The 26876-nt window shown below is 68.3% G+C and carries 23 protein-coding genes and 3 pseudogenes; 13 read left to right on the top strand and 13 right to left on the bottom strand.

Annotated features, from left to right (window positions below; translation table 11 throughout):
- Nucleotides 1-58 precede the first annotated feature (58 nt).
- Together VGR06_RS06935 and VGR06_RS06930 are read right to left on the bottom strand one after the other, a co-directional pair.
- Nucleotides 59-1318, bottom strand: coding sequence for an IS256 family transposase (locus VGR06_RS06935; RefSeq protein ID WP_422652993.1), 1260 nt, complete (start codon nt 1316-1318; stop codon nt 59-61).
- Nucleotides 1319-1371: 53 nt separating this feature from the next.
- Entirely contained in the window at nt 1372-1521 is a 150-nt protein-coding gene (locus tag VGR06_RS06930; protein ID WP_327558125.1) for a hypothetical protein, read from the bottom strand.
- A 319-nt stretch (nt 1522-1840) separates the two neighbouring features.
- On the opposite strand from VGR06_RS06930, the gene VGR06_RS06925 reads away from it, so the two are divergent.
- Nucleotides 1841-2011 carry a hypothetical protein gene (locus tag VGR06_RS06925; protein ID WP_327558124.1) on the top strand — a complete coding sequence of 57 codons (171 nt, stop codon included), beginning with the start codon at nt 1841-1843 and terminating at the stop codon, nt 2009-2011.
- Here the strand turns inward: VGR06_RS06925 and VGR06_RS06920 are convergent.
- Nucleotides 1998-3365: a permease prefix domain 1-containing protein gene (locus VGR06_RS06920; protein WP_327558123.1), complete on the bottom strand. Its 1368-nt coding sequence runs from the start codon at nt 3363-3365 to the stop codon at nt 1998-2000. The two genes, VGR06_RS06925 and VGR06_RS06920, sit on opposite strands and share 14 nt — an antisense overlap.
- Nucleotides 3362-3736, bottom strand: a complete 375-nt coding sequence (locus tag VGR06_RS06915; RefSeq protein ID WP_327558122.1) for a PadR family transcriptional regulator — start codon at nt 3734-3736, stop codon at nt 3362-3364. The genes VGR06_RS06920 and VGR06_RS06915 overlap by 4 nt, the downstream gene beginning before the upstream one ends.
- A gap of 442 nt (nt 3737-4178) precedes the next feature.
- Between VGR06_RS06915 and VGR06_RS06910 the strand changes: the two genes are divergently transcribed.
- Genes VGR06_RS06910 through VGR06_RS06900 form a run of 3 tightly spaced genes read left to right on the top strand, consistent with a single transcriptional unit; the run spans nt 4179 to nt 14218 of the window.
- Entirely contained in the window at nt 4179-13124 is an 8946-nt protein-coding gene (locus VGR06_RS06910; RefSeq protein WP_327558121.1) for a SpvB/TcaC N-terminal domain-containing protein, read from the top strand.
- A gap of 10 nt (nt 13125-13134) precedes the next feature.
- The gene (locus VGR06_RS06905; protein ID WP_327558120.1) at nt 13135-13608 is read left to right on the top strand and encodes a DUF4265 domain-containing protein; all 474 of its coding nucleotides are present in this window, start codon (nt 13135-13137) and stop codon (nt 13606-13608) included.
- A 52-nt stretch (nt 13609-13660) separates the two neighbouring features.
- Nucleotides 13661-14218 carry a hypothetical protein gene (locus VGR06_RS06900; RefSeq protein ID WP_327558119.1) on the top strand — a complete coding sequence of 186 codons (558 nt, stop codon included), beginning with the start codon at nt 13661-13663 and terminating at the stop codon, nt 14216-14218.
- Between the two features lie 41 nt (nt 14219-14259).
- On the opposite strand, the gene VGR06_RS06895 is transcribed toward VGR06_RS06900, so the two are convergent.
- On the bottom strand, nt 14260-14823 hold the full coding sequence (locus VGR06_RS06895) for an XRE family transcriptional regulator (RefSeq protein WP_327558118.1): 564 nt from the start codon (nt 14821-14823) through the stop codon (nt 14260-14262).
- Nucleotides 14824-14863: 40 nt separating this feature from the next.
- On the opposite strand from VGR06_RS06895, the gene VGR06_RS06890 reads away from it, so the two are divergent.
- Complete coding sequence (locus VGR06_RS06890) at nt 14864-15382, top strand: N-acetyltransferase family protein (RefSeq protein ID WP_327558117.1); 519 nt, start codon at nt 14864-14866, stop codon at nt 15380-15382.
- A 58-nt stretch (nt 15383-15440) separates the two neighbouring features.
- On the opposite strand, the gene VGR06_RS06885 is transcribed toward VGR06_RS06890, so the two are convergent.
- Complete coding sequence (locus VGR06_RS06885) at nt 15441-15917, bottom strand: hypothetical protein (protein WP_327558116.1); 477 nt, start codon at nt 15915-15917, stop codon at nt 15441-15443.
- A 315-nt stretch (nt 15918-16232) separates the two neighbouring features.
- On the opposite strand from VGR06_RS06885, the gene VGR06_RS06880 reads away from it, so the two are divergent.
- The gene (locus tag VGR06_RS06880) at nt 16233-16454 is read left to right on the top strand and encodes a hypothetical protein (RefSeq protein WP_327558136.1); all 222 of its coding nucleotides are present in this window, start codon (nt 16233-16235) and stop codon (nt 16452-16454) included.
- Here the strand turns inward: VGR06_RS06880 and VGR06_RS06875 are convergent.
- Nucleotides 16381-16575, bottom strand: a complete 195-nt coding sequence (locus tag VGR06_RS06875; protein ID WP_327558115.1) for a transposase — start codon at nt 16573-16575, stop codon at nt 16381-16383. The two genes, VGR06_RS06880 and VGR06_RS06875, sit on opposite strands and share 74 nt — an antisense overlap.
- A gap of 316 nt (nt 16576-16891) precedes the next feature.
- Between VGR06_RS06875 and VGR06_RS06870 the strand changes: the two genes are divergently transcribed.
- The 4 genes and pseudogenes from VGR06_RS06870 to VGR06_RS06855 all read left to right on the top strand — a co-directional run bounded on the left by VGR06_RS06870 (nt 16892) and on the right by VGR06_RS06855 (nt 18374).
- Nucleotides 16892-17047 carry a hypothetical protein gene (locus VGR06_RS06870; RefSeq protein WP_327558114.1) on the top strand — a complete coding sequence of 52 codons (156 nt, stop codon included), beginning with the start codon at nt 16892-16894 and terminating at the stop codon, nt 17045-17047.
- Nucleotides 17048-17099: 52 nt separating this feature from the next.
- On the top strand, nt 17100-17276 hold the full coding sequence (locus tag VGR06_RS06865; RefSeq protein ID WP_327558113.1) for a hypothetical protein: 177 nt from the start codon (nt 17100-17102) through the stop codon (nt 17274-17276).
- Between the two features lie 12 nt (nt 17277-17288).
- Nucleotides 17289-17504: pseudogene (locus tag VGR06_RS06860) on the top strand (substrate-binding domain-containing protein); the annotation flags it as partial.
- A complete protein-coding gene (locus VGR06_RS06855) occupies nt 17505-18374 on the top strand; it encodes a ribonuclease activity regulator RraA (protein WP_327558133.1) in 870 nt (289 codons plus the stop codon).
- A gap of 9 nt (nt 18375-18383) precedes the next feature.
- On the opposite strand, the gene VGR06_RS06850 is transcribed toward VGR06_RS06855, so the two are convergent.
- The 5 genes from VGR06_RS06850 to VGR06_RS06830 form a co-directional block, all read right to left on the bottom strand.
- Complete coding sequence (locus VGR06_RS06850) at nt 18384-18650, bottom strand: hypothetical protein (RefSeq protein WP_327558112.1); 267 nt, start codon at nt 18648-18650, stop codon at nt 18384-18386.
- 163 nt (nt 18651-18813) lie between these two features.
- A complete protein-coding gene (locus tag VGR06_RS06845; RefSeq protein WP_327558111.1) occupies nt 18814-20823 on the bottom strand; it encodes an ABC transporter permease subunit in 2010 nt (669 codons plus the stop codon).
- Entirely contained in the window at nt 20820-22247 is a 1428-nt protein-coding gene (locus VGR06_RS06840) for an ABC transporter substrate-binding protein (RefSeq protein ID WP_327558110.1), read from the bottom strand. Before VGR06_RS06840 ends, VGR06_RS06845 begins: the two co-directional genes overlap by 4 nt.
- Complete coding sequence (locus VGR06_RS06835) at nt 22202-23194, bottom strand: Gfo/Idh/MocA family protein (RefSeq protein WP_327558109.1); 993 nt, start codon at nt 23192-23194, stop codon at nt 22202-22204. Before VGR06_RS06835 ends, VGR06_RS06840 begins: the two co-directional genes overlap by 46 nt.
- A 48-nt stretch (nt 23195-23242) precedes the next feature.
- Nucleotides 23243-23989, bottom strand: coding sequence for a FadR/GntR family transcriptional regulator (locus tag VGR06_RS06830; RefSeq protein ID WP_327558108.1), 747 nt, complete (start codon nt 23987-23989; stop codon nt 23243-23245).
- 74 nt (nt 23990-24063) lie between these two features.
- On the opposite strand from VGR06_RS06830, the gene VGR06_RS06825 reads away from it, so the two are divergent.
- Nucleotides 24064-25221, top strand: a complete 1158-nt coding sequence (locus tag VGR06_RS06825) for a mandelate racemase/muconate lactonizing enzyme family protein (protein WP_327558107.1) — start codon at nt 24064-24066, stop codon at nt 25219-25221.
- A gap of 31 nt (nt 25222-25252) precedes the next feature.
- On the opposite strand, the pseudogene VGR06_RS06820 reads toward VGR06_RS06825, so the two are convergent.
- Nucleotides 25253-25515, bottom strand: a pseudogene (locus VGR06_RS06820) (transposase); the annotation flags it as partial.
- 747 nt (nt 25516-26262) lie between these two features.
- Here VGR06_RS06820 and VGR06_RS06815 point away from each other — a divergent pair.
- Nucleotides 26263-26514, top strand: a complete 252-nt coding sequence (locus VGR06_RS06815) for a hypothetical protein (protein ID WP_327558106.1) — start codon at nt 26263-26265, stop codon at nt 26512-26514.
- Nucleotides 26515-26525: 11 nt separating this feature from the next.
- Nucleotides 26526-26876: pseudogene (locus VGR06_RS06810) on the top strand (alpha-galactosidase); the annotation flags it as partial.

Below are 26876 nucleotides of genomic sequence, written 5' to 3'. Positions count from 1 at the left end.
AACTCATTCACCGGGGTCTGTCAACTTTTCGGTGTAACTAGTTGATCTCGGTTGGTGGTTATTTGCGTCCGGCGGACAGGCGTCCGTCGAAGGTGATCTCGAAGGCGTTCAACGCCTTCTTCCAGCGGCTCGACCAGCGTTTGCGCCCGGTGCCGGTGGGGTCGAGGCTCATCAGTGCGAGGTAGATGCACTTGAGCGCGGCCTGCTCGGTGGGGAAGTGGCCGCGGGCGTTGACGGCCCGGCGGATCCGGGCGTTGATCGACTCGATGGCGTTGGTGGTGCAGATGACCCGGCGGATCTCGGTGTCGAACTGCAGAAACGGAGTGAACTCCGCCCACGCGTTGGTCCATAGCCGCACGATGGCCGGGTAGCGGGCTTCCCACTGCTCGCAGAACTCAGCGAACCGGTCGAGGGCGGCCTGTTCCGACGGTGCGGTGTAGACCGGTTTGAGGTCTTTGGCGATGGCCGCCCAGTCTGCCCGGCTGGCGTACCGAAACGAGTTGCGCAGAAGGTGGACGATGCAGGTTTGCACCAGGGCCTGCGGCCACACCTGGGCGACCGCGTCGGGCAGGCCCTTGAGCCCGTCGCAGACGACGATGCATACGTCCTGGGTGCCGCGGTTCTTGAGCTCGGACAGCACGCGTAGCCAGTACTTGGCACCCTCGCCGTCGCCGTGCTCGCCGGCCCACAACCCGAGGATGTCGCGGGTGCCGTCGGTCGTCACGGCCAGCGCGACGTAGATGGGCCGGTTGGCCACATTGCCTTCGCGGATCTTGACGTGGATGCAGTCGAGGAACAGCACCGGATACACGCAGTCCAGGGGCCGGTTCTGCCACTCGGCCATGCCGTCCATCACCCGATCGGTGATGGTGCTGATGGCCTGCTTGGACACGTCCGCGCCGTACACCTCGGCCAGGTGCGCAGCGATCTCCCCGTGGGTCAACCCCTTGGCCGACAACGAGATCACCATGCCATCCACCCCGGTCAGGCGGCGCTGCCGCTTCTTGACCAGCTGCGGCTCGAAGCTGGCGTCGCGATCCCGCGGGACCTCCAGCTCGACCGGGCCGACCTCGGTGAGCACCGTCTTGGCCCGCGTGCCGTTACGAGAGTTGCCGCCGTCGCGGCCGGCCGGGTCGTGCTTGCCGTAGCCGAGATGTTCATCCATCTCGCCCTGCAGCGCGGCCTCGAACACCCGCTTGGTCAACCGGTTCAACAGCCCACCTGCACCGGTCATCTGCAGCCCCTCGGCCCGAGCCCACGCGGCCAACTCGGCGACCATCCGCTCCTCCGCCGCCTCGCCGACCACCGGCTCGACCATCGCCATCCGGGGCCCACTCTCATCAGTCACGATGTACCCTCCACTTTGGACAGTTACACCGTTGAGATTACAGTCCCCAGCGCGATGCCGAATCCGAGCCCGGTCAGCACCGCGGTAGTGCGTTGCTCGGCGGTGAACGGCGCGTACGTCGCCGGGATGGGCAGTGTGGGGGTCAGGGGTTCGAGCCCTCTCAGCTCCACCATCCGATAATGCCTTGTCAGGGCATGTGATCCTGACTATGGTTCATCGCTGACCGGATCTGAGTCTGGTGTCGGGCACCTGGTCCGATCCGGACCGGCACACGAGGGTTTGTGGCCGGTGATCACGGGATCTTGATGACGTGGCGAAGGTGATGTCGGGGGTCAAGTTCTGGATCGTCGCGGTGCTCGGCGTCGCGGTGGTGAGGACGGGCAAGAGCTCCCGGGCCTACGTCGAGTTCCGCACTGCCGGCGGCCGGCAGGTCCAGGCCATGATCGAGCAGGGCGATGAGGCTCCGGGCCCGAAGGCCACGGTGGGGATGACGTGCCGATCGCCTATGACCTCGAGTCGCCGACCGACGACGTCCGCGACAGCCGAGCTCCCGAGAATCACACCGCTGCCTATCTGACGCTGGGCGCCACGACTTTCGGCGCGATCGGGGTGCCCCTGGCGATCTGGTTCGAGCTGCGCGGGTCGGTGCTCAGAGGTAGTTGAACAGTGGGGGGAAGGCCAGGGCGACGATCCATGCCCAGGTGGCGTAGATCGGGAGGTAGCTGGTCTGCCAGCGCTCGAGTGTCGCGAAGGGGGTGCGTCGGCGGACGAGCCCGAGCATCAGCCAGGTCGACCAGGCGAGGTTGGCCAGCAGGATGACGTTCTCGCCGAGCGCGGCCGCCTTGTTCGGCGTGGTGCCGAACTCGGTGATGCGGCCGGTGATCTCCAGCAATACCAGCACATCGATGGCGAGTGCGCCGAGCACGAGAGCGAGTTGCAGCTTGTCGAACAGCCCGGGCGGGGCCAGCGGGTCGCGCGCCGAGATCGAGTAGAGCAGCAGGCCCAGCACCACGACGAGCAGGAGGTCGAACAGGATCAGCGCGTCCCGCTCGATGTCGATGCCGGCACCGGTGACGATGAACGCGACGAGGAAGGCCACCATCGCCGCGGCGAAGAGGGGGGTGAACAGTCGGGTGAGGACTGGCGCGAGGTTCTCGACGACGCTTTGTTTTGCTTCGACGAGCCACGCGGCCACCACCGCCGCGCCGGCCGCGCCGCACGGCGCGAGCCACTGCGACACGAAGGTTTCGGGGGAGATCCCGATGGCCTTGAACGTGCCGACCAGGAAAGCGATCAGCACACCGCCGCCGAGCGCGATGAGCACGTAGTAGATGAACCATTCGCCGGTGAAGCGAACGAAGTCCATGCGCCGGCGCGGCGACCTGAGATCGTCGGCGACGTAGGCCAGCCCGACCGCGAACCACAGGGCGATGGGGAGATGGATCGTGGTCAGCACCACCGACTGGGAGTGGTCGAGGAGCGGGTAGGCGTTGGCCGCGACGGCGCCGAGCGCGAACAACGTCAGCAGGACACCGATCACCGCGGTCGTGGCCCGGCGGCGCCAGGCCAGGAAGCTCGCGAGCCAGGCCAGCGCGAACAGGCCGAAGTTCGGCGCGTAGAAGGCGATGTCGTGGTCGAGGTGCTTGCCGAACAGCTCCGGCACCTTGATCGACGCGGCCGCGCCCACCGCGCAGATCGCCATCGCGAGCAGATCCCGCCGCGACCGGGCGCCCGCCGCCGGGCCGTCGGTCCCGCCGGTCAGTACCAGCTGCTTCCACAGCCGTTCCGAGTGCTCCCTGGCGAACTCGCGGGACAGGTCGTCCAGGCTGCCCATGCGCTTGACCGCCACCAGGAACGCCTCGTCGCCGTGCAGACCGGCGGCGACCAGCTCGTCGACCGAACCCCGGAGGTGATCTTCGAGCTCGTCGGCGTCGGCCGGCCCGAGCTCGCGGCGACGCTCCACATAGTGGCGCCACTGGGCGAACTGCGCCTCGAGGTCGTGGGTAGGCCCGGTCATGCGTTGCCCCCCAACGGAAACGCGGTCAGCGGCCGGGAATCCCCATTGCCGCGCCAGATCTGCGTGAGCGCGCCCACCACCGTGTCCCACTGCCGGCGCTGTTCGGCGAGCTCGGCCAGCCCGGTGTCGGTGATGCGGTAGTACTTGCGCCGGCGCTCCCCGGCGACCGACTGCCACCGGGACTCCACGTGCCCGAGCCGTTCGAGCCGGTGCAGCAACGGGTAGAGCAGCCCCTCCGTCCAGTCCAGCTCACCGCCGGAGAGGTCGTTGATGCGCTTCAGGATGGCGTACCCGTAGCTGTCCGCCTCGGCCAGGATCCCCAACACCATCGGTGTCGCCGAGGCGGCCACAAGATCCTTGGTGACCTTCACCCGACCTCCCTCCGTCGCCACTAACCCTAGAGACACGATGCATCGTAGTACTAGGTATACGGGTTCGCCGAGGAGGGGTGCGGCGTGGCGACCGCGCTTGGCCACCACGCCGATCAGGGGTGTGCTTCACCCGATTGTCGGTGCCTGATCGGGAGGAACTAATACTGTAAGTGTGTCTAGGGGAGGACGGGTGTAACGCTGTTGGGCTGAATGTCGTATAGTTGACCGCAGATTTGGGGAAATGAAACCGGCTGTTCTTGTTGCCGCGAAGGTAGAAGAAGTAAGTCGTCTTACCGTCTGAGCGTGTTACGGGAACCAGCCATTCCTTCCTTTTTGGGCACACTAATCCGCCCGGTCGGGCCGCGGTGTGCCGTGTGGCGACCGCCCGCGCTTACGTTGTTCCCGGTTGTGTCTGGTGGATCGCATCTAGTGATTGGGCGCGATGAACATGATCTCCGCCGGTCGTCGTCAGGACTCCGTCCGCCGTTCCCGGGCCGCCAAGCTGGTGGCTTTCCTGTCCGTTTTGGCACTGGTTTTCTCCGGAACGACCGCGGCCAACCGGCCGCCCACCGCCAGGCCGGCGGGTGGTGCCGCCACAACGGCGGCCACCTGCGGGGAAACGGCGCCGGCGGCCGTCAAACCGGCGGCGCTGACCCAGTCGCTCGGCACCACGCTGCCCGCGTTCCAGTCCGTTGTCGGGCCACTGGAACGAATGCCGCGCACGCTCGCCTATGACGGGGCGAGCCTGAAGATCGCGCCGGGTTCGGTCACTCTGCCCACCGGCATCGGCATCACCCCGCTCACCCAGACCGACCTGCCCAAGCTCGATCCCGGCATGACCAACGTGACCGCCGGGCCGCGGAAGGGATACCGGTTCACTCCGCATCCCTTCGCCTTCACCCAGGACATCACGGTCTCGCTGCCCTACGACCCAGCGCTGCTGACCGACGGCTTCACCGCGCAGGACGTGTACACGTTCTTCTACGACGAGGCGGCGCTGTGCTGGCGGCCGCTGCAGCGGGTGTCGGTGGACGAGGTCAACCACCTCGTGGTGTCGCTGACCAACCACTTCACCGACATGGTCAACTCGACGGTGATGGTGCCGGAGCACCCCGAGGGCGCCTCGTTCAATCCCAACCAGCTCAAGGACATCGAGGCCGGCGACCCGGGCGCCGGGGTCAACCTGATCGCCCCGCCGAGCATGAACAACCAGGGGGACAACCGGCTCAGCTACCCGATCGAGGTTCCCCAGGGCCGCAACGGGATCCAGCCGCAGCTGGCGGTGCGCTACAACTCCTCCGGCGGCAACAGCTGGATGGGTGTGGGTTGGGACCTGTCCACGCCGGCGATCACGATCGACGCCCGGTGGGGCGTGCCGCGCTTCGACGGCGGCCTGGAGACCGAGACCTACCTGCTGAACGGCGAGCAGCTGACGCCGCTGGCCAACCGTGGCGCGCTGGTGGCACGCAGCGCGGAGAAGGTGTTCCACACCAGGGTCGAGGGCGGCTTCACCAAGATCGTCCGGCACGGCACGGCCCCGAACAACTACAGCTGGGAGGTCGTCGACAAGTCCGGCACGCACTCGTTCTACGGCGGTGCGCCGAACACCACGCTGGCCGACCAGGGCGGGAACGTCTCCACCTGGATGCTGCGCGACGTGCGTGACGCGCACGGAAACCTGCTGCGCTACACCTACGCTCCGGTCGACGACAACGGCATCGACGGCGGCGCCGAGCCGGGCCGGAACCTGTACCCGCAGCGGGTCACCTACACCGGGCAGGACAACACCGAGGGCCGGTACGCGGTCACGTTCATCCGGGACCGCGAGCTGAACGAGCCGCTGCGCGCGGACACGACGATCGACGCGCGCGGCGGGTACAAGCGGGTGACCGCGGATCGGCTGCGCAAGGTCGAGGTGAGCCTGGACGGCAACCTGATCCGCCGCTACGAGTTCACCTATGCCACCGGCGCGTTCTTCAAGACCCTGCTGAAGACGGTCGCGCAGTTCGGCGAGAACGGCGCGTTGTTCAACACCCACACGTTCGACTACTTCGACGACATCCGCGACGGCGCGGGCAACTACCAGGCATTCAGCCCGGCCGACTGGACGACACCCGGTGACGGGCTGAGCAAGGACGTGCTGAACCTCACTCCCGACCAGGCCGGCGACGCCAGCGCGCTGAACGCCAGCACCTCGGCCGGCGGCGGTGGCCACCTCTACGTCGGCGTGGGCACCTCGCCCACCAAGTCGAACTCGATCGGGCTCAAGGTCGGGTTCAACCACTCGGACGACGACGGCGTGCTGGCGCTCATCGACGTCGACGGCGACTCGTTGCCGGATAAGGTGTTCCGCAAGGGCGGGTCGGTCCAGTACCGGAAGAACCGGTCCGGACCGAACGGTCAGCTCCGGTTCTCCGATGAGGCGAAACCGTTGAACCTGCCGGGAATCGGCGGCGAGAGCAGCAACTCGATCACCCTGGGCATCGAGGGCTACCTCAGCGCGGTGGCCGCGCAGCTGGACTACATCAACACGTTCACCACGACCAACCAGTACTTCAGCGACGTCAACGGGGACGGGATCACCGACCTGGTCAACGGCGGGAGTGTCCTGTTCGGACGCGTCGGGCCGGATGGCGTTCCGGTGTACGGGATCAGCGGCGACACCCCGGTGCCGGTGGGCGCCGGCCAGGTGGACACCAACGGGATCGTCGGCGACTTCGCGCAGGACCGCGAGCGCATGGTCGACTCGTTCCCGTTACTGGACAGCGTGCGCCGCTGGGTGGCCCCGTTCGACGGCACGGTCAAGGTCGAGGGCACGGTGAAGCTCGCCGACGAGACGGCCGCCGCCCGGGCCGCGTCGACCAACGCGGACGGCGTGCGGGTGGCGATCCAGCACGAGGACACCGAGCTGTGGTCCACTCAGATCGGCCCGCAGGACAACACCGAGCACGCCCCGACCGGCGTCGACGCCATCAGCGTCACGCGTGGCCAGCGGCTGTACTTCCGGCTGCAGTCGGCCTTCGACGGCGGTCTGGACCAGGTGTCGTGGGATCCACGGGTCAGCTACCTCAATGTCGGCGACCCGATCGACGTGAACGGCCTGCCGTTCCACCGGTACCAGGCCTCCCGGGACTTCACCCTCGGCGGCCGGACCTCGACGGTGAAGATGCCGCTCACCGGCACCGTGCACCTCTCCGGTGACCTGGTCAAGCGCGGTGCCACCACGGACGACGTCGCGGTCGTGATCACCCGCGACGGCACCCCGGTGCTCGACCAGACCCTGGCCGGCGGCACCACCGGTAGCATTCCGGTGAACCTCGACATCCCGGTGCAGCAGGGCCAGGTCCTCAAGTGGCGGATCCGGGTGGACTCGCCGGTCGACGTGGACCAGCTCGCCTGGACACCGCAGGCGTACTACACCGCGGCCGACGGCGTGGCCCGGGTCACCGACAACAACGGCCAGTTCCTGATCAACATCTTCCCGCCGTACGACCTGGACATCTACCCGGTGGACGGTTTGACCGCGCCGCAAGGGTTCCATCACGTGTCCGCGGACGCCACCGTGACCGTCAACCCGCAGCTCGCGTTCAACTTCGGCAGCGAGCAGCCGAACGCGCGGATCGCGTTCACCGTCAAGCGCCGGGGTGAGCTGCTGGCCAAGCGGTTCTTCGATGTCCACAACGGACAGTTGACCTCCCCGGGCTCGTTCAGCGTGGACGTGCACGAGAACGACGACCTGTTCTTCGACTTCAGCACCCTCGACCCCAAGCTGCGCACGTTCCTCACCTCGGCCACGGTGCAGCTGGACGGGTCGGACGTGCCGAGCGCGTTCCACAGCGCGGCCGAGGAGGGCGCGTTCAGCCAGCCCTATCGCGGCTGGGCGGCCATCGGCTACAACGGCAACAAGGACCGCGCCACGCAGCCGATCGTGCAGAACGACCTGGTGATTGACGAGCACTTCGGCGACCAGCTGCCGGGCAGCGTCGACCCGCAGGCGCAGAAGGACGCCTTCACCAACGATCCGCGGATCAACCCGCCGAAGGTGGCGCCGTTCTCCCCGTCGCCGCAACTGAACCGGTGGGGCGCGGGCGAGCACAACTGGGTGGCCAGGGCCAGCGTGAGCAGCTCGCGGCTGGGCGTCGACTCGATCGCGGTGCCCAAGCCGTCCGACTTCGGCAACGCCACCGCGGTGCCGAGAGTCGCGCGCTCCCAGCAGGTTTCGCTGACCGGCAGCGTGGGCGGCAGTGTCGGCTCGGTCGGCGGCAGCATCGCCACCGGCGACAGCACCGGTCAGGTCGACTTCATCGACATGAACGGCGACCAGTTCCCGGACGTGGTCGGCACCGGCGGCATCCAGTACAGCGACATGACCGGCGGCCTCGGCGGCACCCGATCGTCCACTCCGGACGGTGCGGTTCGCAAGAGCACCAACATTTCCGGCAACGCCAGCGCGGGCAGCGCGGCGCGCACCATCTCCACCGGGCGAGGCATGGACAGCCCGCCCGGGCATGCGGCGACCAACACCGCGGAGGCCGGCAACGACATGCCGGCGTTCGGTTCCCCGATCAGCGTCGGCGGCAGCCTCGGCGGGAGCAAGTCCGACGGCCAGTTCGACCTGCTGGACATCAACGGCGACGACCTGCCCGACCGGGTGTTCGCCGACGGGCGGGTGGCGCTCAACCTCGGCTACCGCTTCGGCGCACCGGAGACCTGGCGCAACCCGGCACCGATCAACGACGGCAGCGGCTCCAATGTCGGCATCAACATCGGGTTCAACACCGACTTCTACGGCTTCGCCGGCGGTGCCTCGTTCAGCACCGGCAGCAGCTCCGCGGCCGGCACGTTGCTGGACATGAACGGCGACGGCCTGATGGACCGCGTGTTCGCCGGGACCCCGCTGAAGGTGGCCCTGAACACCGGCAACGGGTTCGAGCCGCCGGTCGACTTCAACGGCAGCCGCTCGGATCTCAACGGTGACCGCAACGCCAGCCTCGGCGGCGGGGTGTACTTCACGTTCGGCATCTGCTTCACGGTCGTCTGCATCGTGATCAACCCCGGCGGCGACGTCACCACCGGGGCCAGCCGCACCGAGGTGTCGTTGCGCGACATCAACGGCGACGGCTTCGCCGACCAGCTGGCGTCCACACGGGACAACCAGCTTTCCGTGGTGCAGAACAACACCGGGCGCACCAACCTGCTGCGCCGGGTCACCCGGCCGCTGGGTGCCCGGATGGACTTCGAGTACGCCAGGGACGGCAACAACTACGAGCAACCGCAGTCCCGGTGGGTGCTGACCCGGGTGGCCGTGCAGGACGGGCACCCCGGCGACGGCCAGGACACGCAGCTGGTCGGCTACGAGTACTCCGGCGGGCATTTCGACCGGCTGGAGCGGGAGTTCGACGGCTACGCCACCGTGGTGGAACGCCACCGCGACCCGGGTGCCGGCGACGCGGTCTACCGCAGCATCACCCACGAGTTCCTCAACGACAGCCACTACACCCGCGGCCTGCTGCGCCGCGAGCTGACCGCGGACGCGGCCGGCAGACCGTTCCTGGAGACGGTGAACACCTACAGCCTGCGGGACATCAACGCACCTGGCGCGCAGGCGGACGCCAAGAGCACGACCGCGACCATCTTCCCGCAGCCGACCAGGACCGACCGGCGGTACTTCGAGGGCCAACCGAGCGCGGCGAAGACCACCTTCACCGAGATGGAGTACGACGCCCTCGGCAACGTGACCCGCTCGTTCGACGCGGCTGACACCGGCCCGGCCGACGACGTGGACAGCCGGATCCATTACACCGCGGACGATCCGGCCTGCCAGGCGTCCTACATCGTCGGCTCCCCGAACGCGATCGACGTGTTCGGCAACGGAACCCTGATGCGGCACCGAAGCTCCACGGTCAACTGCGCCAACGGGGACATCACCGAGATCCGCGCGACCCTTGCCAACGGCGACGCGGCGGTCACCTCGATGGAGTACTTCCCGAACGGCACCATCAAGGCGGTGACCGGGCCGGCCAACAAGACCGGTCAGCGCTACCGGCTTGACTACGGCTACGACACCGTGGTCGGCAACTACATCGAGTCGATCACCGACAGCTTCGGCTACCACTCCTCGTCGACGCACAATCTCAAGTACGGTCAGGTCGAGTCCACAACGGACTTCAACAACCAGGTGCTCCGCAACGCCTACGACAACTTCGGCAGGCTGGACAGCGTCACCGGGCCCTACGAGGCACCGGAGAACCGGGTCACGATCGACTTCGAGTACCACCCGGAGGCGGCGGTCCCGTACGCGGTCACCCGGCACGCCGACCGCGACGCCACCGGCGCGCCGAAGGCCGACACCATCGACACGATCACCTTCATCGACGGGCTCAAGCGCACCATCCAGACCAAGAAGGACGCGAGCGTCCACACTGGACCGGACACCCCGCCGGCCACGGTGATGACGATCTCCGGCCACGTCACGTTCGACTTCCTCGGCCGGGCGGTCGAGCAGTTCTACCCGGTCACCGAGCCGAAGGGCGCGGCGAACACCACGTTCACCACGACCGTCGACACGGTCCAGCCGACCAGGATGACCTTCGACGTGCTGGACCGCACGCGGACCACCGTGCTGCCGGACAACACGACGACCGCGGTGGCCTACGGCTTCGGGCCGGACCGGTCCGGCGCCACCCAGTTCGAGATGGTCACCACGGACGCGAACGGCAAGCAGAAACGCACCTATTCCGACGTTCGCGAGCTGACCACCTCGGTCAAGGAGTTCAACCCGGCCGGCGGCCAGTCGGTCATCTGGACCAGCTACGGCTACGACCCGATCGGCCAGATCACGTCCGCCGCCGACGATCACAACAACGTGACCACCGCGGGCTACGACAACCTCGGCCGTCGGACCATTGTGGACAGTCCGGACGCCGGGCGCACGACCACTGGCTACGACCTCGCGGACAACCCGATCACCAAGGTCACCGCCAAGCTCGCCGCCTCGCAGCAATCCATCGAGTACGACTACGACTTCAACCGGCTGTCCGGGATCCGGTACCCCGTCTTCCCGGGCAACAACATCCGCTACACCTACGGCGGGCCGGGCGCGCCCAACGGCGGCGCCTCCCGGATCACCGCGGTGCACGACGGCGCCGGCGACGTCACCCGCGAGTACGGCCCGCTCGGCGAGCTCACCTCGGAGAGCCGCACGGTTTCCGAGCAGGGCAGCCACGTGGCCACGTTCACCACGCGGTATGCCTACGACACCTGGAACCGCGTGCTGCGCATGACCTTCCCGGACGGGGAGGTGCTGTCCTACAACTACAACAGCGGCGGCCAGGTCGACTCGGCCGCCGGCGTGAAGGGTACTTTCACCTACCAGTACCTGCGCCGGCTCGACTACGACAAGTTCGAGCAGCGGGTGCTGCTGGACACCGGGAACGGCACCCGGACCCAGTACACCTACGACGCGCAGAACCGCCGGCTGGACACCATGCGGGCCAACCTCGGCATCGGGTACGTGTTCCAGAACCTGGACTACGACTACGACCACGTCGGCAACGTCACCACGATCCGCAACAACACCGCGGTGCCGCCCGGCCCCGAGGTCGGCCAGCAGGTCGGCGGCCCGAGCACGCAGACCTTCGGCTACGACGACCTGTACCGGCTCACCCACGCCGACGGCACCTACCAGTCGCGCAACCCGCACACCGACCGCTACCGGATGGACCTCGCCTACGACAGCATCAACAACCTCACGTCCAAGGCGCAGGTGCACGAGCTGGTCAGCAACGGCAACGCGATCGTGCAGGGCAAGACCAGCTACACCTACGGGTACGGCTACGGCGGCGGCCAGCCGCATGCCCCGACCGCCCTCGGACCGTTCACGATCGCCTATGACGCCAACGGAAACCAGATCAGCCGCAGCCAGCAGCCGCAGCCGCGCCGGCAGCTGATCTGGGACGAGGAGAACCGGCTGGCCTGCAGCCACGAGAACGTGCAGAGCCAGACGCTGCCGCAGACCCCGGCCTCCTGCGACAACCCCGGCGGCACGCCGAACCGCGCCAGGTACTCCTACGACGACCTCGGCAACCGGGTGATCAAGGACGGCAGCACGTTCCACGTCTACCCGAACCAGAGCTACTCCACCGACGGCAACAAGGAGTACAAGCACGTCTACATAGGACAGACGAAACTGGTCACGAAGTTCGTCGAACCGCCGAACCGGATCGAGGACCGGCAGTTCTACGCGCACAGCGACCAGTTGGGCTCCACCGGGTTCGTCACCGACGACCACGGCCAGCTCGCCGAGCACCTGCAGTACTTCGCGGGCGGCGAGACCTGGGTCGACGAGCACCCGGTGCAGCCGGTGCCGCACCAGTACACCGGCAAGGAGCTCGACGAGGAGACCGGGCTCTACTACTACGGCGCCCGCTACTACGACGCGCGCACCCAGCTGTGGCAGAGCCCCGACCCCGCTCTTCCGTCCTATTTGGACGGTAATCCGAGCGGCGGCGTCTACAGCCCGGTCAACCTGTCGCCCTACACGTATGCCGCGGCAAACCCGGTACGCCTCAACGATCCCGACGGCAAGTGGGTGAACATCGCCATCGGCGCGGGCATCGGGTTGCTGGTCGGCGTCGGTGTGGAGGGCGTCCGGCAGGCGATCAAGGGCGAGTTCGACGCCGGGCGGCTCGCCGGAGCCGCGGCGGCCGGCACGATCTCCGGCGCGGTCGCGGGCGCCACCATGGGCGCGAGCCTGCTCGTGCAGGGCAGCGCCGCGGTCGGTGCCGGTGTGGTCGGCGGCGTGGCGTCGCGGGCCATCTCCGGAGAACCGCAGACCGTGGAGGCGGTCGCCACCGACGCGGTGATCGCCGGCGTCACGTTCGGCGTGGTCAAGGGCGGCGGCGCGGCCATCAAGGCACTGCGCGGCTCGCCCGCCCCGGCGGCCGGAACGCCGGCACCCACCACCCCGGCGGCCACCACGCCGCCGGCCGTCCGCCCGGCGACCGCGCAACCGACCGGTGGTGCCGGCGCGGTGCTGCGGGACGCCCAGGGAGCCACCGCGCAGGAGGTCGCGGCCAGTACCGGCGGCCCGACCGGCGGATCCCGGGCCGGGCAGGGCGCGGTCCGCCAGGCCCTCATCGACGAGGCCGATCAGCAGGGTGGGCTCTACCGGTGCTGGCGCTGTGGCCAGACCACTCGCAACCCCAGCAACGTCCACCTTGGACACCGCAACGTGCCGACGTCGCGCGGCGGGAACCTGGATCCGCCCAACGTCTGCCTCGAGGGTGCCGCGTGCAACCTGAGCGCCGGCAACCGAGGCGCGCCGAGACCGGGCATGTCCTGTGCCGAGAGAGGAAGCTGCGGGGCACCGTATGGTCGAACAGACTAGGGTCGGGCGCATGCCCACCGTGCGCCTGCTCGTCGCGATCGGCCCGTCCGGCCGGCCAGTGCATGAGGATGTGCTGGCCGAGCCGGAGGGCCGGCGGTGGCGGCTCGCCGCCTCGCCCGGTCTGGCTATGGGCGCCGCGGCCGGCGACCTCCTGCGCGTGCACGACGACAACTCCTTCGAGGTGGTGGAGCGGGGCGGCAACATCGCCGTGCACGTGAGCGCCCCGTCCACCGCCGACGCCGAGGTCGACCGTCTCAAGGGGACACTCGAGTCCCTGGGCGGCTGGTGCGACGGCAAGGGTTGGACCCGGGACCGCAGCAGCCTGACCGTGTTCACGATCCCGTTCCGGGCCGGCTTCGCCGCGATCGAGTCCGCGCTCAACGCGTACCTGGGCCGCGTCCCCGCTGGGGAGTGGTACTACGTGAACGTCTACGACCCGGCCGACGACAGCACGCCGCTGAACTGGTGGCTCGAACAGAAGTAAACCGACCGGAACGTATCTATCGGGGTCATCCGGGTGTCGAAAGGGGTTGGCCATGCTGTACGTCTTCGGGTTCGACCGGGTCGGTGTGGTGGTTGGGGATCTGTACTTCGTCGATCCGGAGCCGAGCACGGGCCAGGAGAGCGCCGAGCACGGGGTCCGGCTTGAGCTGCGGGTGCTCGAGCGCGGCGAGCTGAAGGATTCGATCTACTCCGCGACGCCGATCGAGGTTGGGCAGCCGGTGTGGAGGGCGGATTTCCTGGAATCCGTCGACGGGAAGCCGGGGAGCTTCGACCGCGCACACCATCACCCGGCGTTCACCGGATGGAACCCCGGCAAGCGGGTGTTCGTCCGGGAGCTGTCCGCCGATCCGCTCGGCTGGCTGGCCGGCAAGCTTGCTGACCTGGATGCTCTGCTGGCCGAGGCGCGCTTCCCGGTGGACACGGCCGGTCCCGCTGATGCGGTGGACCTGCGCGATGCGGCGCCCGAGGTCGTGGGCGCGACTCGCCGGCTGCTCGACCGGGTGCGCGCGGGGGAGCTTGGCAAGGCGCCGGCCGAGGTGCCCGCCGCGACCGACGGCCGGCCCGTGCTCGTTCGCTCCGGCTGGCTCTAGCCTCTGGAGCACGGCGACATCATCTCGTTCCAACTTTCTGTTCAGGTGTGCCGCCGGGTGAGGGCGACGAGGTAGCGGCAGCTCCGGTTGCCCGGGTTGTGGTACGTGCACGGCGCCGGCGGGCCCAGTTGCAGGCAGTCGCCGGTGGCCAGGTCGTGCACCATGTCGCCCTCGTGGAATCGCAGCCGGCCGGCGAGCACCCAGATCTGGTGGTGGGCGAAGGTGTAGGTGTCGGCGGGAAAGGAGGCCCGCGCGCCCGGCGGCAGTTCGACCTCGACCAGCTCGATCGGCCCGCCCGCGACGGGTGACACGGCGCGGCGGCGGTAGCCGGTCTCCGGGTCGATCCAGGTCGGTTGGTCGGCCGCGCGGATCAGCCGTCGGCCGTCGCCCTCTGCCCGGGCGACCAGCTCGGACAGAGACATGCCGAGCGCGCCGGAGAGCCGGCCGAGCAGCGCCGCGGTCGGTTGGGCCTCGCCGCGCTCGATCTTGCCGATCATCGCGCGGGACACCCCGGAGCGGTCGGACAACGCACTGACCGACAGGTCGCGGGCGAGGCGAGCGGTCTGCAGGGTCGCGCCGAGGGAGGTGGAGAACGGGTCAGACACAGGTGTCACTATAGGGTCAGTTCGCGTTACTATCGTCGCCATGGTGGTGCGTGACGCGACGGAGGCGGATGCCGAGGCGTGCGCGGCGATCTACGCCCCGTACGTCACCGACACAGCGATCACCTTCGAGAACGAGCCGCCGACGCCGGCGCAGATGGCTGAGCGGATCGCCACCGCGCTGCGCACGCACGCCTGGGTGGTGCTCGAGGACCGCGGCCGGGTGGTCGGCTACGCGTACGGCAGCGCGTTCAAGTCCAGGCCGGCCTACCGGTGGGCGTGCGAGGTCAGTGTGTATCTGGAAACCGGCCGCCGGCGGACCGGCGGTGGCCGCGCCCTCTACGCCGCGCTGCTGGAAAGGCTTGCCCGGCGCGGATTTCGCACCGCGGTCGCCGGGACGACCCTGCCGAACGAGGCGAGCGTCGGGCTGCACAGGGCAATGGGCTTCGAGCCGGTCGGCACCTACCAGCGGATTGGCTGGAAACACGGCACCTGGCACGACGTCACCTGGACCCAACGCGCGATCCTCACCGGCGCCGACCCACCCAGCGAACCGCGCTAGCCGGGTGTTTCGCACATGGGTGAGGGTGGGTCCATCCCGGGACCACCGGATTTGTTGATCATGGCGGTTGGGTGGGGTCGACCGCAAGCAGATCCAGCAGGCGTGTCTGGACCGGGCCAGGTTGTGGGATGATCCCGGGCTGTCCGCCGGTGGCCGGGATGAGCCGCAACCCGGCCAACGCCTGGAAGATCAGCCGGCCGGTGGGCTTGGTTTTCTGGCCAGGAGTCAGGCCGGCCATCGTGGTGTCCGGGGCGATCGCGGCCCGCACCGCCCGCTCGATCAGACAGAACACGAGCAGCGCCAGGCAGATCACGGTGATCAGGGCAGCGATGCGCCGGTTGGTTTTGAGGAACATCGGCGCGACCGCCAGCGGGCCTTTGAACGCCGAGTAGCGGCGTTCCACGACTTCTTGGCCCTTGTAGCGGATCAGCACCTGCGCGGCGGTGATGTCGGCGGGCAGGGTGGTCAGCAGTGCGTACCAGCCGTCGGCGGCCGCTTCGGCATTGATCGCGGTCTGGTCGAAGGACCAGGCCAAGGTGGGGTTTTCCGGTGATCGGGTCGGTGCCGACCTCGCTGCGCAGGTAGGCGCCGACGCGGCGGGCGCGGCTGATCGCGCCGATCCGCTCGGCCACGGCCTTGGCATCCGGGTAATGGCGCGATCCCAGCCCCCGCACCAGTGAGACCAGCCTCGGACCGCCGAGGCGGGTGGTTGCGGTGCGTTGATGGCTACGGTTGGTCGTGGTGTTGGGTAGCGGTCCGAGGCTGGTCTCAGGGCTCGCGGCTGCGCCGCGAATGTCCCGGCTTGGGTTGTTGCTGCTGCCCGTGGTGGACGCTGGGTGTGGAGGCGGTCATGGCGTCTCGGCTGAGCAGGGTGAATCCGGTGACGGTCAATGATGTGCTCGATGGCCACACAGGATTGGTGATCGATTGTCTTGACCGGATCTATCTGACGATGTCGGTGCCGAACCTGGTCGTGGGTGGTCAGGTGGTCAGTTTCCTTACCCAGCACGAGGGCGGGCCGGCAGGTCACGCCAGGGCGACCCGGCCCGCACCCGCCACCGAATCCCGTTGATCAACTGCCGCTTCGGGTGCTTGGCCGGCCGCCCCGGCTTCTTCCCTTTCGGCAGCAACACTTCCAGCACCGCCCACTGCTCATCGGTCAGATCCGCCCGAGCACCCACAGGTAAGGTCATCGACGAGGTCTCCGCTACTTGATCATCTTGGTCGATGACTCACCTAGCGGAGACCTCCCCATCTACCCGGCTACGACACGCCGACACACCCAAACCGTGATCAACATTGGTGGACGCCCAACCACTTTCGAAACACGCCCTAGCAGTTCAGAGGGCTGCGACGACGTACTCGGTGATATTTGCAGCCGTCCGATTCGGTCTATGACGGTGTTATCGTCGTGCACAGCGCTCGTAGACCTATTTAACTCTGCTGAGCCCCTTTACTCCTCCTGGCGTGACGACCTGTTGCGCGCGAAGGGAACCGCTTGGTGTCGTGATGGCGGTGTCCGCGCTCACCCACGCCGACCAGGAACGGCTAGGACGGGTGGGCGTCCCGGCGGTACTCATCGACCCCGTCGGCGACCTCGAGTCGGACGTCCCGTCGATCGGTGCCGGCAACGGGGCGGCGGCCTGGCGGCGACTCGGCATCTGATCGAGCTGGGCCATCGCCGGATCGGCGCCGTCACCGGCCCGATGCGCTACCTGTGCAGCCAGGCCCGGCTGGAGGCTACCGAGCGGCGCTCGATCGCGTCGGGATCACCTACGACGAAGAGTTCGTCGCGCATGGCAACTTCCACCACGCATCCGGGCTGGCCGGGGCTGCGCGGCCGCTCGCGGTATCGGCGCGGCCGACGGCGATCGTCGCCGGCAACGACGAGTAGGCGGCAGGTGTCTACACTGCGGCCGCGCGAGCCGGCCTGCGCGTGTCGCACGACCTCAGCGTCGTCGGGTTTGACGACGTGCCGATGGTGCAATGGGTCTCCGCTGCGCTGACGACCGTGGGCCAGCCCATCGCGGAGCTGGCGGCGCTTGCCGTCCGGACGCTGATCGGCCATCTCGGTGGCGTCGCGCTGGCGCCGGGCCGGATCGAGTTGTCCACCGCACTCGTCGTGCGGGGCAGCGCCGCGCCGCCACCGCCTGACAACGCGAACGCAGGATCGCCGGACTACGCTCGAATCGAAATCTTATTGAAACTCTCCGATAGTTGCGGTCAGCGTGGACCCGAGGGAGCTACCGAGGTGGTCGAGACGCACGACATCGTTCGCCCGCCTGCCGAGCTCAGTGTGGCCCTCGCGGCCATCGGCAGCGCAACGGCCAGCGCCGAGCTCAGCCGCATGGGCATCCGCAGCGCGTTCATCCAAGGCCCGGTTTCGGTGACCCCCGGCGTGCGCGTGGCCGGGCCGGCGCTGACGCTGCAGTTCCTGCCGAAGCGGGAGGACCTCTACCCCGTCGACGAGTACGCCGAGCCGGAGAAGCAGCTGCACCGGCACGTCATGTATCACGCCCAGCCCGGCGACATGATCGTCGTCGACGCGCGCGGTGACATGAGTAGCGGCGTGTTCGGCGAGATGATGCTGACCTACTTCAAGGGCCGCGGCGGCGCCGGCGTGGTGGTCGACGGGTGCCTGCGTGACATCGCCGAGGCCAAGAAGCTCGGTCTCGGGCTGTGGATCCGGGGCGCGACGCCGAACTTCCACGCCCAGACCGACATCGTCCCGGCCGCCGTCAACGTGCCGGTGGCGTGCGGTGGCACGCTCGTCGAGCCGGGCGACATCGTCGTCGCCGACGACGACGGGGCGGTCGTGGTGCCGGTCAAGCTTGCACCCACCCTGCTGGCTGTCGCTCAGGAGCACGCGGAATGGGAGGAGTTCTCCCGGGTCCGGCTGGCCGAGGGCGGCGACCTGCGGCTGTACTACCCGTTGTCGGACGAGGCCCGGCCCGAGTACGAGCGGTGGCGCGCCGAGCAGGGCCCGGCCTGATGGGTGCTCTCAGCTCCCAAGCCGGTCGTGGCTCGGCTCCCCGTCCCAGTACGTCCTCTCGGCGAAGAACATCGGATCGCCCGGGTCGAGGTGGCGGCGCAGCCGCTCCTCGTCGATGTCGCCGAACCCCAGTCCTGGCGTGTGCGACACCGTGATGTGGCCGTTCTGGATCAGCGGGCGGGGAAGGTCGGTGACGAGGTCGCTCCAGTTCTCCGGGGCGGCGGCCAGCAGCGGCCGGAAGCCATCGACCAGGTAGATGTCCCCTCTGCGGTGCACGTCGGGACGGCGACGGCCGCGGTGAACTGGCGCCACTGGCGGTCAGCTGCCACGGGATCGGGTCCTCGATCCACGCCAGTGTGAACGGTTCCAGCGCGCGGCCGATCCGAATGCAGGAGGGCGACGTGCTCCCCCGTGATCGTCGGGGTCTCGCGGTGCACGCTCACCCCTTCACGGCTCCCGCGGTGAGGCCCTCGGTCAGGAACCGTTGCCCGAACCCGTACATGAGCACGACCGGGATGCTGATCAGCAGCGAGGCCGCGGCCAGCTGCCCCTGCGGCACGACGTCACCGAAGATCATCGACTGCATGCCGACGGGCAGCGTCTTGTAGTCGTCGTTGGTGATGAACACGAAGGCGAACAGGAACTCGTTCCACGCGTTGGTGAGCGTGAACAGCGCGACCGCGAGCAGGCCCGGCTTGGCCAGCGGCAGCACGATCCGGATGAACGTCCCGAACCGCGTGCAGCCGTCGACCAGCGCAGCTTCCTCGAGGTCGGCCGGGATCGACTTGAAGTAGCCGACGAGCAGCCACGTCGCGAACGGCAGGGTGAACGTGGGGTAGGCGAGCACGAGCGACCACAACGAGTCGTTGAGCCCGATCCCGCTCATGATCTGATACAGCGGGATGAACAGCAGCGCGCCCGGCATCACGTAGGTGAGCAGGATCGTCACCGTGAAGCTCTCCGAACCCCGGAACTTCAGCCGCGCCAGCGCGTGGCCGGCCAGCGCCGCGCAGATCAGGGCGATCACGGTGGACGCCACCGACACCAGGATCGTGTTGCCGTACCAGGTACCGAACGCCTTGCCCGTGAACAGGTTGGTGAACTGCTCGGTGCTCCACGGGGTCGGCCAGAGGTCGTTGGTGCGCGCGACGATCTGGTCGTCGGACTTGAAGGCCGTGACCGTCATCCAGTAGAGCGGGGCGAGCACGAAGCCCAGCAGACCCACGAGCGCGACCCCCGTGCCGGCGCCGCCGACCAGGCGTGCGGCCAGCCGGTTGCCCCGCGCGGCGAGCGCGGAGACGACCCGTCCGACGGCGGCCGCGAGCACCACGAACACGCCCAGCACGAGCGCGGCCTTCCACACAATCTGCGGCGACGCCCAGACCAGCACGAGTATCGAGGCCACGACCATCACCCACGGCAGCGCCCTGCGCTGAGCGGGAGTCAGCCGCCTGCGCCCTATGTCGCCTGCGCCTGGCAGGTCGCTGCGTCGCATCATCCGCACGAGGATCACAACGAGGATGCCGATGATCGGCAGCATCACCAGCGTGACCGCGGCGCCTGCGCCCAGCTGCAGCTGCAGGATGGCCTTCGAGTAGGCCACCATCACGTACGGGGCGGTGGCGTCCCCCGGTCCGCCCTGGGTCATCAGCCAGATCAGGTCGAAGTTGTTGAACGTCCAGATCGACGACAGCAGCACCGTCACGATCATGACGTTGCGCAGCCCCGGCAGCGTGATGTGCACGAAGCGCTGCCACGGCGAGGCGCCGTCCACCATCGCCGCCTCGTGGAGACCGCTGTCGATGGCCTTGAGCCCGGCGAGGAACGTCACCGTGAAGAACGGGATGCCCTTCCAGACGTTGACCAGGATGACCGACGGCATCGCGAGCGCGGGATCGGACAGCCACTCCGCGGGCCACCTGTCGACGAGCCCGATCGCGGCGAGGGCGGGCCCGATCCCGGAGTCGGTGAGCAGGACGTTGACGCTGCCGAAGATCGGGTCGAACAAGGACCGCCAGGTGAAGGCCGTGACGACCGTCGGCACCACCCACGGCAGCAGGATCACCCCGGCGATGATCGCCCGGCCGCGGCGCATGTGGTGCAGCATCAACGCCGCGATGAGACCGAGGGTCACTTTGAAGATCTCGGCGTACGCGGTGAAGACGAACGAGTTGAGCACGCCCTTGTGGAACACGGCGTCGTCGATGAGGGCGGTGTAGTTGTCCAGCCCGACGAAGACCGTCTCCGCTCCGTGGCGCTCCGTGGCGCTGGTGAAGATCGAGCTGACGATCGGGTACAGGATCAGGCCTGCGACCAGCAACAGCGTCGGCCCGATGAACACCGCGGCGAGGCGCCAGTCGCGCCCGAGCAGCCGCTGCGATGTGGTGAGCGAGGACGACGCGCTCGGCGCCGGACGGGCCGGCGCCGGACGCGGACGCAGGACGGTCACTGCTGCTTGTAGCCCTGCTGCTCGAAGACCTGGACGATCCGGGCGTGGGTCGCGGCAACGGCGTCGGCCGGCCGGGTGCCCTGGATGACCGACTGCATCATGTCGGTCAGCAGATAGGCGGCGGTAGCGGCTTGCTCGCCGGGGCTCGGGGCCTGGGGGAACGCGTAGCCGGTCTTGGTTTTCATGGGGAGCTCTGCGCGGGTCTGCTCCCGCAGCGCGGCGAAGGCCGGGTCACCGCTGGTGTAGTACGGGTCGGAGTCCCACACCTTGTCCCACGAGGGGTTGACCAGGCACGGTGCTCCCTTCGCGACACCGAGCAGTGCGCTCCCGCCGACCATGAACTTCGCCACCAGCTTGGCGAGGTCGGGGTTCTTCGCCCCCTTGAACACGACGAACGAGTTGGACTCGCCGAACGCGAGTGGCTTGTCGATCGCCGGTCCGGTGGCGCCGTTGAACGGGTGCGTGTTGGCGTAGACCGGGTTGTTCTTGGTCTTCGAGTCGGCGTAGACGCTGTACTGGTTGAGCGTGAGCCCCAGGATCTGAGCCAGCCAGTTCTCGTTGTTGCTCGAGTCGGTCCAGCTTCCGATCCCGGGTGGCAGCATCGGCGCGTACTTCGGGTTCGTGTAGATGTCGGCGATGAACGTGACGGCAGCGACGGTCTCCGGCGAGTTGAACACCACCTTCGTGCCGGTGTTTTCCGCGATCGCCCCGCCGTAGGTGTTGATGACGTTCACGATGAAGCCGTTGGCGTCGCCGGAGCGGTTCACCGTGAGACCCCAGCCGAAGCGCCGCTTCGCCGGATCGGAGACCGCCAACGCGTTGTCGCGCAGCTCCTCCCACGTGTAGTGGGGCTTGAGCGGGAGACCCTTCTCCGCGTACCAGTCCTTGCGCAGGTACATCCCCGTCGCGATGAAGTGGTAAGGGATCGCGTACCAGCGCCCGTCGAACACGCAGAAGTTGGTCGCCTCCGTCGCGGGCTCCCCGTAGAGCGAGCGCATCTCCTCGACCACGTCGGTGACGTCGGTGAGGCTGCCGAGGTTGTGGAGCTGGCCGACGAACCGTCGGTCGCTCACGAAGGCCAGATCGCGGCTGGTGCCCGCCTTCACCTCGGCGTCCATCTTCGCGACCATGTCGCCGGCGTCGCCGGAGACCAAGTCGTTGCGGACCGTGGTGCCGGTGGCCTGCGCGAACACCTGCAGCGACTTGTCCAGCGCCTGGTTGGCGGCCTCCGAGTACAGCTTCTGCGAGAGCATCCCCACCGACCCGCCGCGGAGTCCGGCCGCCTGGTCGAGCAGCGCCTGGGGCACCTGGACGTCGACCTGCGGCGCGGCGGGGCCGCCGCCCCCGCACCCGGCGAGACCGAGCACGCCCAGCGCGCTCATCCCGAGAAACGAGCGCCTCGACCAGTCCGTTTTCTCTTCCATGACCACTCCTCTCGCATCCGATCGAGCGGACGCGTACCGACGGGGGCGACGTCGCAACCGGCGGGACACCTGGGCGAGCGCCGCGCTGCGGGTCGTTTATGCGGCGAACGACGCCGAACTGCTGATGCGTTGTCCTGGCAGCCCGTCGAAGGCCCGGTCGCGCCACGGGGCCGCCACAGCGGTACCGGGCCCGCGCCGGGCACGGGGTCGAGCGCCAGTACGGCCGCCCGTTCCGCGGAGTCGAGACCCCGCTGGACGACCATCGCGTTGGCCACGCTCTGCGCAACGCTGCCGACCGGCCGCACTCCGAACTGCACGGCATCGGCGAAGTCGATGAGCTCCGCGCGGTAGCCGTTGTCGATACCGCGGAAGACTGTCGTGTGGGTGGTGGCGTCGGAGTTGCCGCGCGTCACGCGGCGCTCCGACACGGATCCGGCGAGCACGCCCTCGGTGCCGTACAGCCGCATGTCGTTGGGTTCGGGCGGCACCGGGATCTCGGGGTAGGACGCGGTGTAGTTGCCGATGGCGCCTCCGGTGAAGACGAGATTGAGCGCGAGGTCCGACGGTGCGTCGATCGTGCTGTTGGCCGCGTGCACGGCAGCGTGCACCCGCACGATGTCGCCGCGGAGCAGCCGGATCTGGGCGATGTGGTGCACGCCGGCGTCGAGGCGCACGCCGCCGCGGTACTGCGGCCGCCGCCACGGCGTGCCGGTGAACCTGCCCTCGCGGGGCACCAGCCGGCCGGCGTGCCGCCACACCATCAGGTGCAGGCGACCGGTCTCGCTGTAGTCGGCGGACCGCCTGCCCTGCTCGGCGGACCGGTCGGTGAACGCGGTGACCACGTACCGATCGGCGAGTCTGCGTAACGCCGGCCAGTGCAGCTTCTCGACCGCGAGTCCGGTGCCGATTAGCCCCAGCCGGATCGGCGGGATGGTAGGTGCTGCCATGCCTCGTCCGTCCTCGTCATCGGTTCCGGATGTCGGTCGTGCAGTGCGTTAGCGCCGCCGGGCGGCCCGCTTGGTCTGCTGCTCCTTCTCCGCGAGGAGCGTGGAGTAGTTGTTGCTCAGGTGCCTGCGCATCGCTGCGCGGGCACCTGCCGGGTCGCGCGCCACGAGCGCCTCGTAGATCTCCGTGTGCTCGGCGGTGGCGCGGCGCAGCCCGGCCGGCGCCTCGTTGGTGATGCGCCGGCTGGCCGTGCCGAGCCAGCGGGCGGAGTACATGATCCGGTCGAGGATGCGGTTGTCGGCCGCCCGGCAGATCTCCATGTGGAATTCGTGGTCGACCTCGAGGTAGGCGTCGGGGTCCGCCTCGAGCGCCGACATGCGGTCGATCTCGTCGGAGAGCCGGTCCAGCGTCTCGTCGGTGATGCTGGCCGCCGCCATCGCGGCGAGTTCGGGCTCGAGCAGCACGCGCATCTGGTGCAGTTCCTGCAGCAGCTCACCGACGGTCTCCGTGGGCAGCCACTCGATCAGCAACGGGCTCAGGTAGTCCCACTCCGCGCGGGGGCGCACGACGACGCGGCGGCCCTGCGCGACGTCGACGATGTCGAGCGAGGCGAGGATCTTGAGCGTCTCCCGCGCCACCACGCGGGACACCCCGAACTCCTGGGAGATGTCGAGCTCCGACGGGGCCCGACCGTCCTCGATGTCGCCGCTGACGATGCGCCGGGTCAGGTGTGCCGCCACCTGCACCGGGAGAGTCCGGATCTTGACAGCGTCCGGAGACTCTTGTCTCCTTTGCATATCATCAGCTTATATGACAAGTTGGACATCGCGACAGTCCGTTCATCTGCACGACTTGGGCAACATGGAGAGCAATGCGGATCGTGAACGTCACGACGGCGGTGGTGGCCTATCACGGTCAGGCCACGCTGGTGCGGATCGACACCGACGAGGGCCTCAGCGGGTTCGGCGAGGCCAATCCCGATGCCGGCGCGGGCGCCGTCGTCGGAATGATCGGCTTCCTGACGCCCCTGCTGATCGGCGAGGACCCACGCAACGTCGAGCGATGCTGGGAGAAGCTGCGCCGCAGCAAGGTCTTCGCGGGCCCCCAGGGCGGGGTGTTCGTGATCGCCCTGTCCGGGATCGAGCTCGCGCTGTGGGACCTCGCGGGCAAGGCCGCGGGCCAGCCGGTCCACCGGCTGCTCGGCGGGAAGTTCCGCGACCGGATCCGCCTCTACGCCGACTGCGGCGATGGCGACGACCCAGCGGGCTCGATCGCCGGGTGCGTCGACCGGGCCCAACGGATGGTCGCCGAAGGCTTCACCGCCATCAAGTTCGACATCGACGACCTGCACCACCCGGCCAAGTTCGACGCTTTCAACCACACGATCAACGCCGCCGAGCTGCGATCGATGGTCGAGCGCGTAGCAGCCGTCCGGGAAGCGATCGGACCAGACGTCGATCTGGCCATCGACCTACACGCCCGCTACGACGTACCGAGCGCATGCCGAATCTCGTGGGCGCTCGAGCCGTTCGACCTGATGTGGCTCGAGGAGCCGCTGCCGGCGGAGAACGTCGACGCGCTGGTGCGGGTGCGCGCACAGACCCGCACGCCGATCTGCGCAGGCGAGAACCTCTACCTGCGGTGGGGATTCCGCGAGCTGCTCGAACGCGGCGCCGTGGACGTCATCGAGCCGGACGTGCCGAAATGCGGTGGCCTCGCCGAGGCCAAGAAGATCGCCAACCTCGCGGAGCTTCACTACATTCCCTTCGCACCGCACCTGGTGTCGACGCCGCTGGGCACGATGGCCACAGCGCACCAGTGCGGAGCGATCCCCAACTTCCTGGTCCAGGAATGGCACGCACTCGAGGAACGCGCGGTGTGGGACAGCTACGTCCACGCCCCCGACGGGAGCGGCTCGATCGTCAAGGACGGCTACATCACACTTCCCGACAGTCCCGGCATCGGCGTGGAGCTCGACATGGACGGCGTCCGGGCACACGCCGTCGCGGGCTACGGAGTGTTCGAGTAGCGGCGGAGCCGATCACCCGGCTGCCTTATCCAGCCTTGCCGGAGCTGTGGGTGGTTGGGGCGGTGCCGGCGTAGGCGGCCAGATGCCCGGAGGACTTGAACGCGGAGGCATCGCCGATCTCGAGCAGGATGCGGGCGGCGGTCCTGACCCCGATGCCGGGCATGGAGGTCAGGACTCCGGCAAGAGGGTGCGCATCGAGTATCCCTTCGACCTCGCCGGCCACTGTTTGCGTTGCTGGAGCACGGTTGTGAGGCTGTCGGCCAGTCTCGGCAGGACGGTGTCGGCTGCGGCGGTGCTGACCGCCCTCAACGACGAGCTACCCCGTCCTACTTGCCTCTATCCTGCTTGGCGTTCCGGCCGCCTGCTTCACCCCCGCGGCCATGCACCCAAAACCGGTGTCTGTACCGCTACCTGGATTACCGCGGTCAAAACCGCTGTCGCCGGTGCGGTGATCATCAGTCCGCAGCGGTCTATGTCGAAAACCTTTTCGGCGTTGCTTACGAAAACCTTTTCAGGCAGCTCTCTGTTGAGATGGCGCCTGGAGGTCTAAAACTCCTTCGGTGATCGTCTCGTAATCGTGCCAGCGGTGTGGATTGTTTCGGCTTCAACTGCGACTGTTGACCGTGACGACTCGCGTGGTTACCGTGAGGGCCATCCATCCGATGTTCCAAACAGTGTTCGAAATTTCGAACAGATCTGGGAGCGCTCCCAGTAGTGGTGTGGCTTCAATGTCGGGGGTTCGTGGTGTCTGGTCGTCGTGTGCGGGCTGCGGGTGATAGGACCCGGATCCCTCGGGGCTTGACCTTACCGTCCTGAGTGGACAGACGGTGTGGACGCTCACCCAAGTTCCCCCTGTCAGACACCGGACGCAGTGCCGCGGCCGGCGGCTCATAGGCGTAGCGGCCCTCCTAGCGGGAAAGGGGCAACGATGCCAGTTCCGCCTCGTCCTCCCCGACGAAGCCTCCCGGCACCGGCAGACAGGGACGCTTCTCCTACAGCACCAACGGTGTCAACTTCACCCCGCTCGGCCCCGTACTCGTCATGGGCAACGACTGGCGCTTCTTCATGGGCTACCGGTACGCCATCTTCGACTACGCCACCCAGGCGCTCGGCGGCGCGGTCACCATGTCCCAGTTCACCCTCACCGGCGGCACCCCGGCACCGTCGCGAGTGGTCAGCTTGCGGGTACGCGCCAACGGTAGATACGTCGCGGCGGACAACGCCGGCGCCAGTGCACTGATCGCCAACCGCACCACCATCGGCAGCTCGGAACAGTTCGACCTCATCGGCTGAAAGGGGCGATGATGCCCACTCGATCACGAGGACGACTGCCGCACCTCGCAATCGCGGCGGTGGCGGTGGCCCTGTTCACCGCGGCGCCGAAGCAGCCATCAGCCCTGGCCGCGCCCGGGAGCGCGGCGCTGATCCCGCCGCTGGGGTGGAATGACTGGAACAGTTTCGGGTGCAATGTCAACGAGACGGTGATCCGTCAGGCGGCCGACGCGATGGTGAGTTCGGGGATGCGGGACGCGGGCTACCAGTACGTCGTGGTCGACGACTGCTGGTTCGACCCGCAGCGCGACGCGGCGGGCAACCTGCGGGGCAGCCCGACGCGGTTCCCCGGCGGCATGCGGGCGCTGGGCGACTACATCCAC

This window comes from Actinophytocola sp. (genome assembly GCF_036002505.1).
In the GTDB taxonomy this organism is placed as follows: Bacteria; Actinomycetota; Actinomycetes; order Mycobacteriales; family Pseudonocardiaceae; genus DASYTH01.
The sequence above is the reverse complement of the archived record's forward strand: the minus strand, read 5'-3'. Positions and strand labels throughout refer to the sequence as shown.

Bases quoted from the DNA above. Each gene is read 5' to 3' on its own strand.
- VGR06_RS06935 (WP_422652993.1), bottom strand. From the start codon at position 1,318: ATGGTCGAGCCGGTGGTCGGCGAGGCGGCGGAGGAGCGGATGGTCGCC.
- VGR06_RS06930 (WP_327558125.1), bottom strand. From the start codon at position 1,521: ATGGTGGAGCTGAGAGGGCTCGAACCCCTGACCCCCACACTGCCCATC.
- VGR06_RS06920 (WP_327558123.1), bottom strand. From the start codon at position 3,365: ATGACCGGGCCTACCCACGACCTCGAGGCGCAGTTCGCCCAGTGGCGC.
- VGR06_RS06910 (WP_327558121.1), top strand. From the start codon at position 4,179: ATGAACATGATCTCCGCCGGTCGTCGTCAGGACTCCGTCCGCCGTTCC.
- VGR06_RS06905 (WP_327558120.1), top strand. From the start codon at position 13,135: ATGCCCACCGTGCGCCTGCTCGTCGCGATCGGCCCGTCCGGCCGGCCA.
- VGR06_RS06900 (WP_327558119.1), top strand. From the start codon at position 13,661: ATGCTGTACGTCTTCGGGTTCGACCGGGTCGGTGTGGTGGTTGGGGAT.
- VGR06_RS06890 (WP_327558117.1), top strand. From the start codon at position 14,864: ATGGTGGTGCGTGACGCGACGGAGGCGGATGCCGAGGCGTGCGCGGCG.
- VGR06_RS06880 (WP_327558136.1), top strand. From the start codon at position 16,233: ATGGCGTCTCGGCTGAGCAGGGTGAATCCGGTGACGGTCAATGATGTG.
- VGR06_RS06875 (WP_327558115.1), bottom strand. From the start codon at position 16,575: ATGACCTTACCTGTGGGTGCTCGGGCGGATCTGACCGATGAGCAGTGG.
- VGR06_RS06870 (WP_327558114.1), top strand. From the start codon at position 16,892: ATGGCGGTGTCCGCGCTCACCCACGCCGACCAGGAACGGCTAGGACGG.
- VGR06_RS06840 (WP_327558110.1), bottom strand. From the start codon at position 22,247: ATGGAAGAGAAAACGGACTGGTCGAGGCGCTCGTTTCTCGGGATGAGC.
- VGR06_RS06835 (WP_327558109.1), bottom strand. From the start codon at position 23,194: ATGGCAGCACCTACCATCCCGCCGATCCGGCTGGGGCTAATCGGCACC.
- VGR06_RS06830 (WP_327558108.1), bottom strand. From the start codon at position 23,989: ATGCAAAGGAGACAAGAGTCTCCGGACGCTGTCAAGATCCGGACTCTC.
- VGR06_RS06825 (WP_327558107.1), top strand. From the start codon at position 24,064: ATGCGGATCGTGAACGTCACGACGGCGGTGGTGGCCTATCACGGTCAG.
- VGR06_RS06815 (WP_327558106.1), top strand. From the start codon at position 26,263: ATGGGCAACGACTGGCGCTTCTTCATGGGCTACCGGTACGCCATCTTC.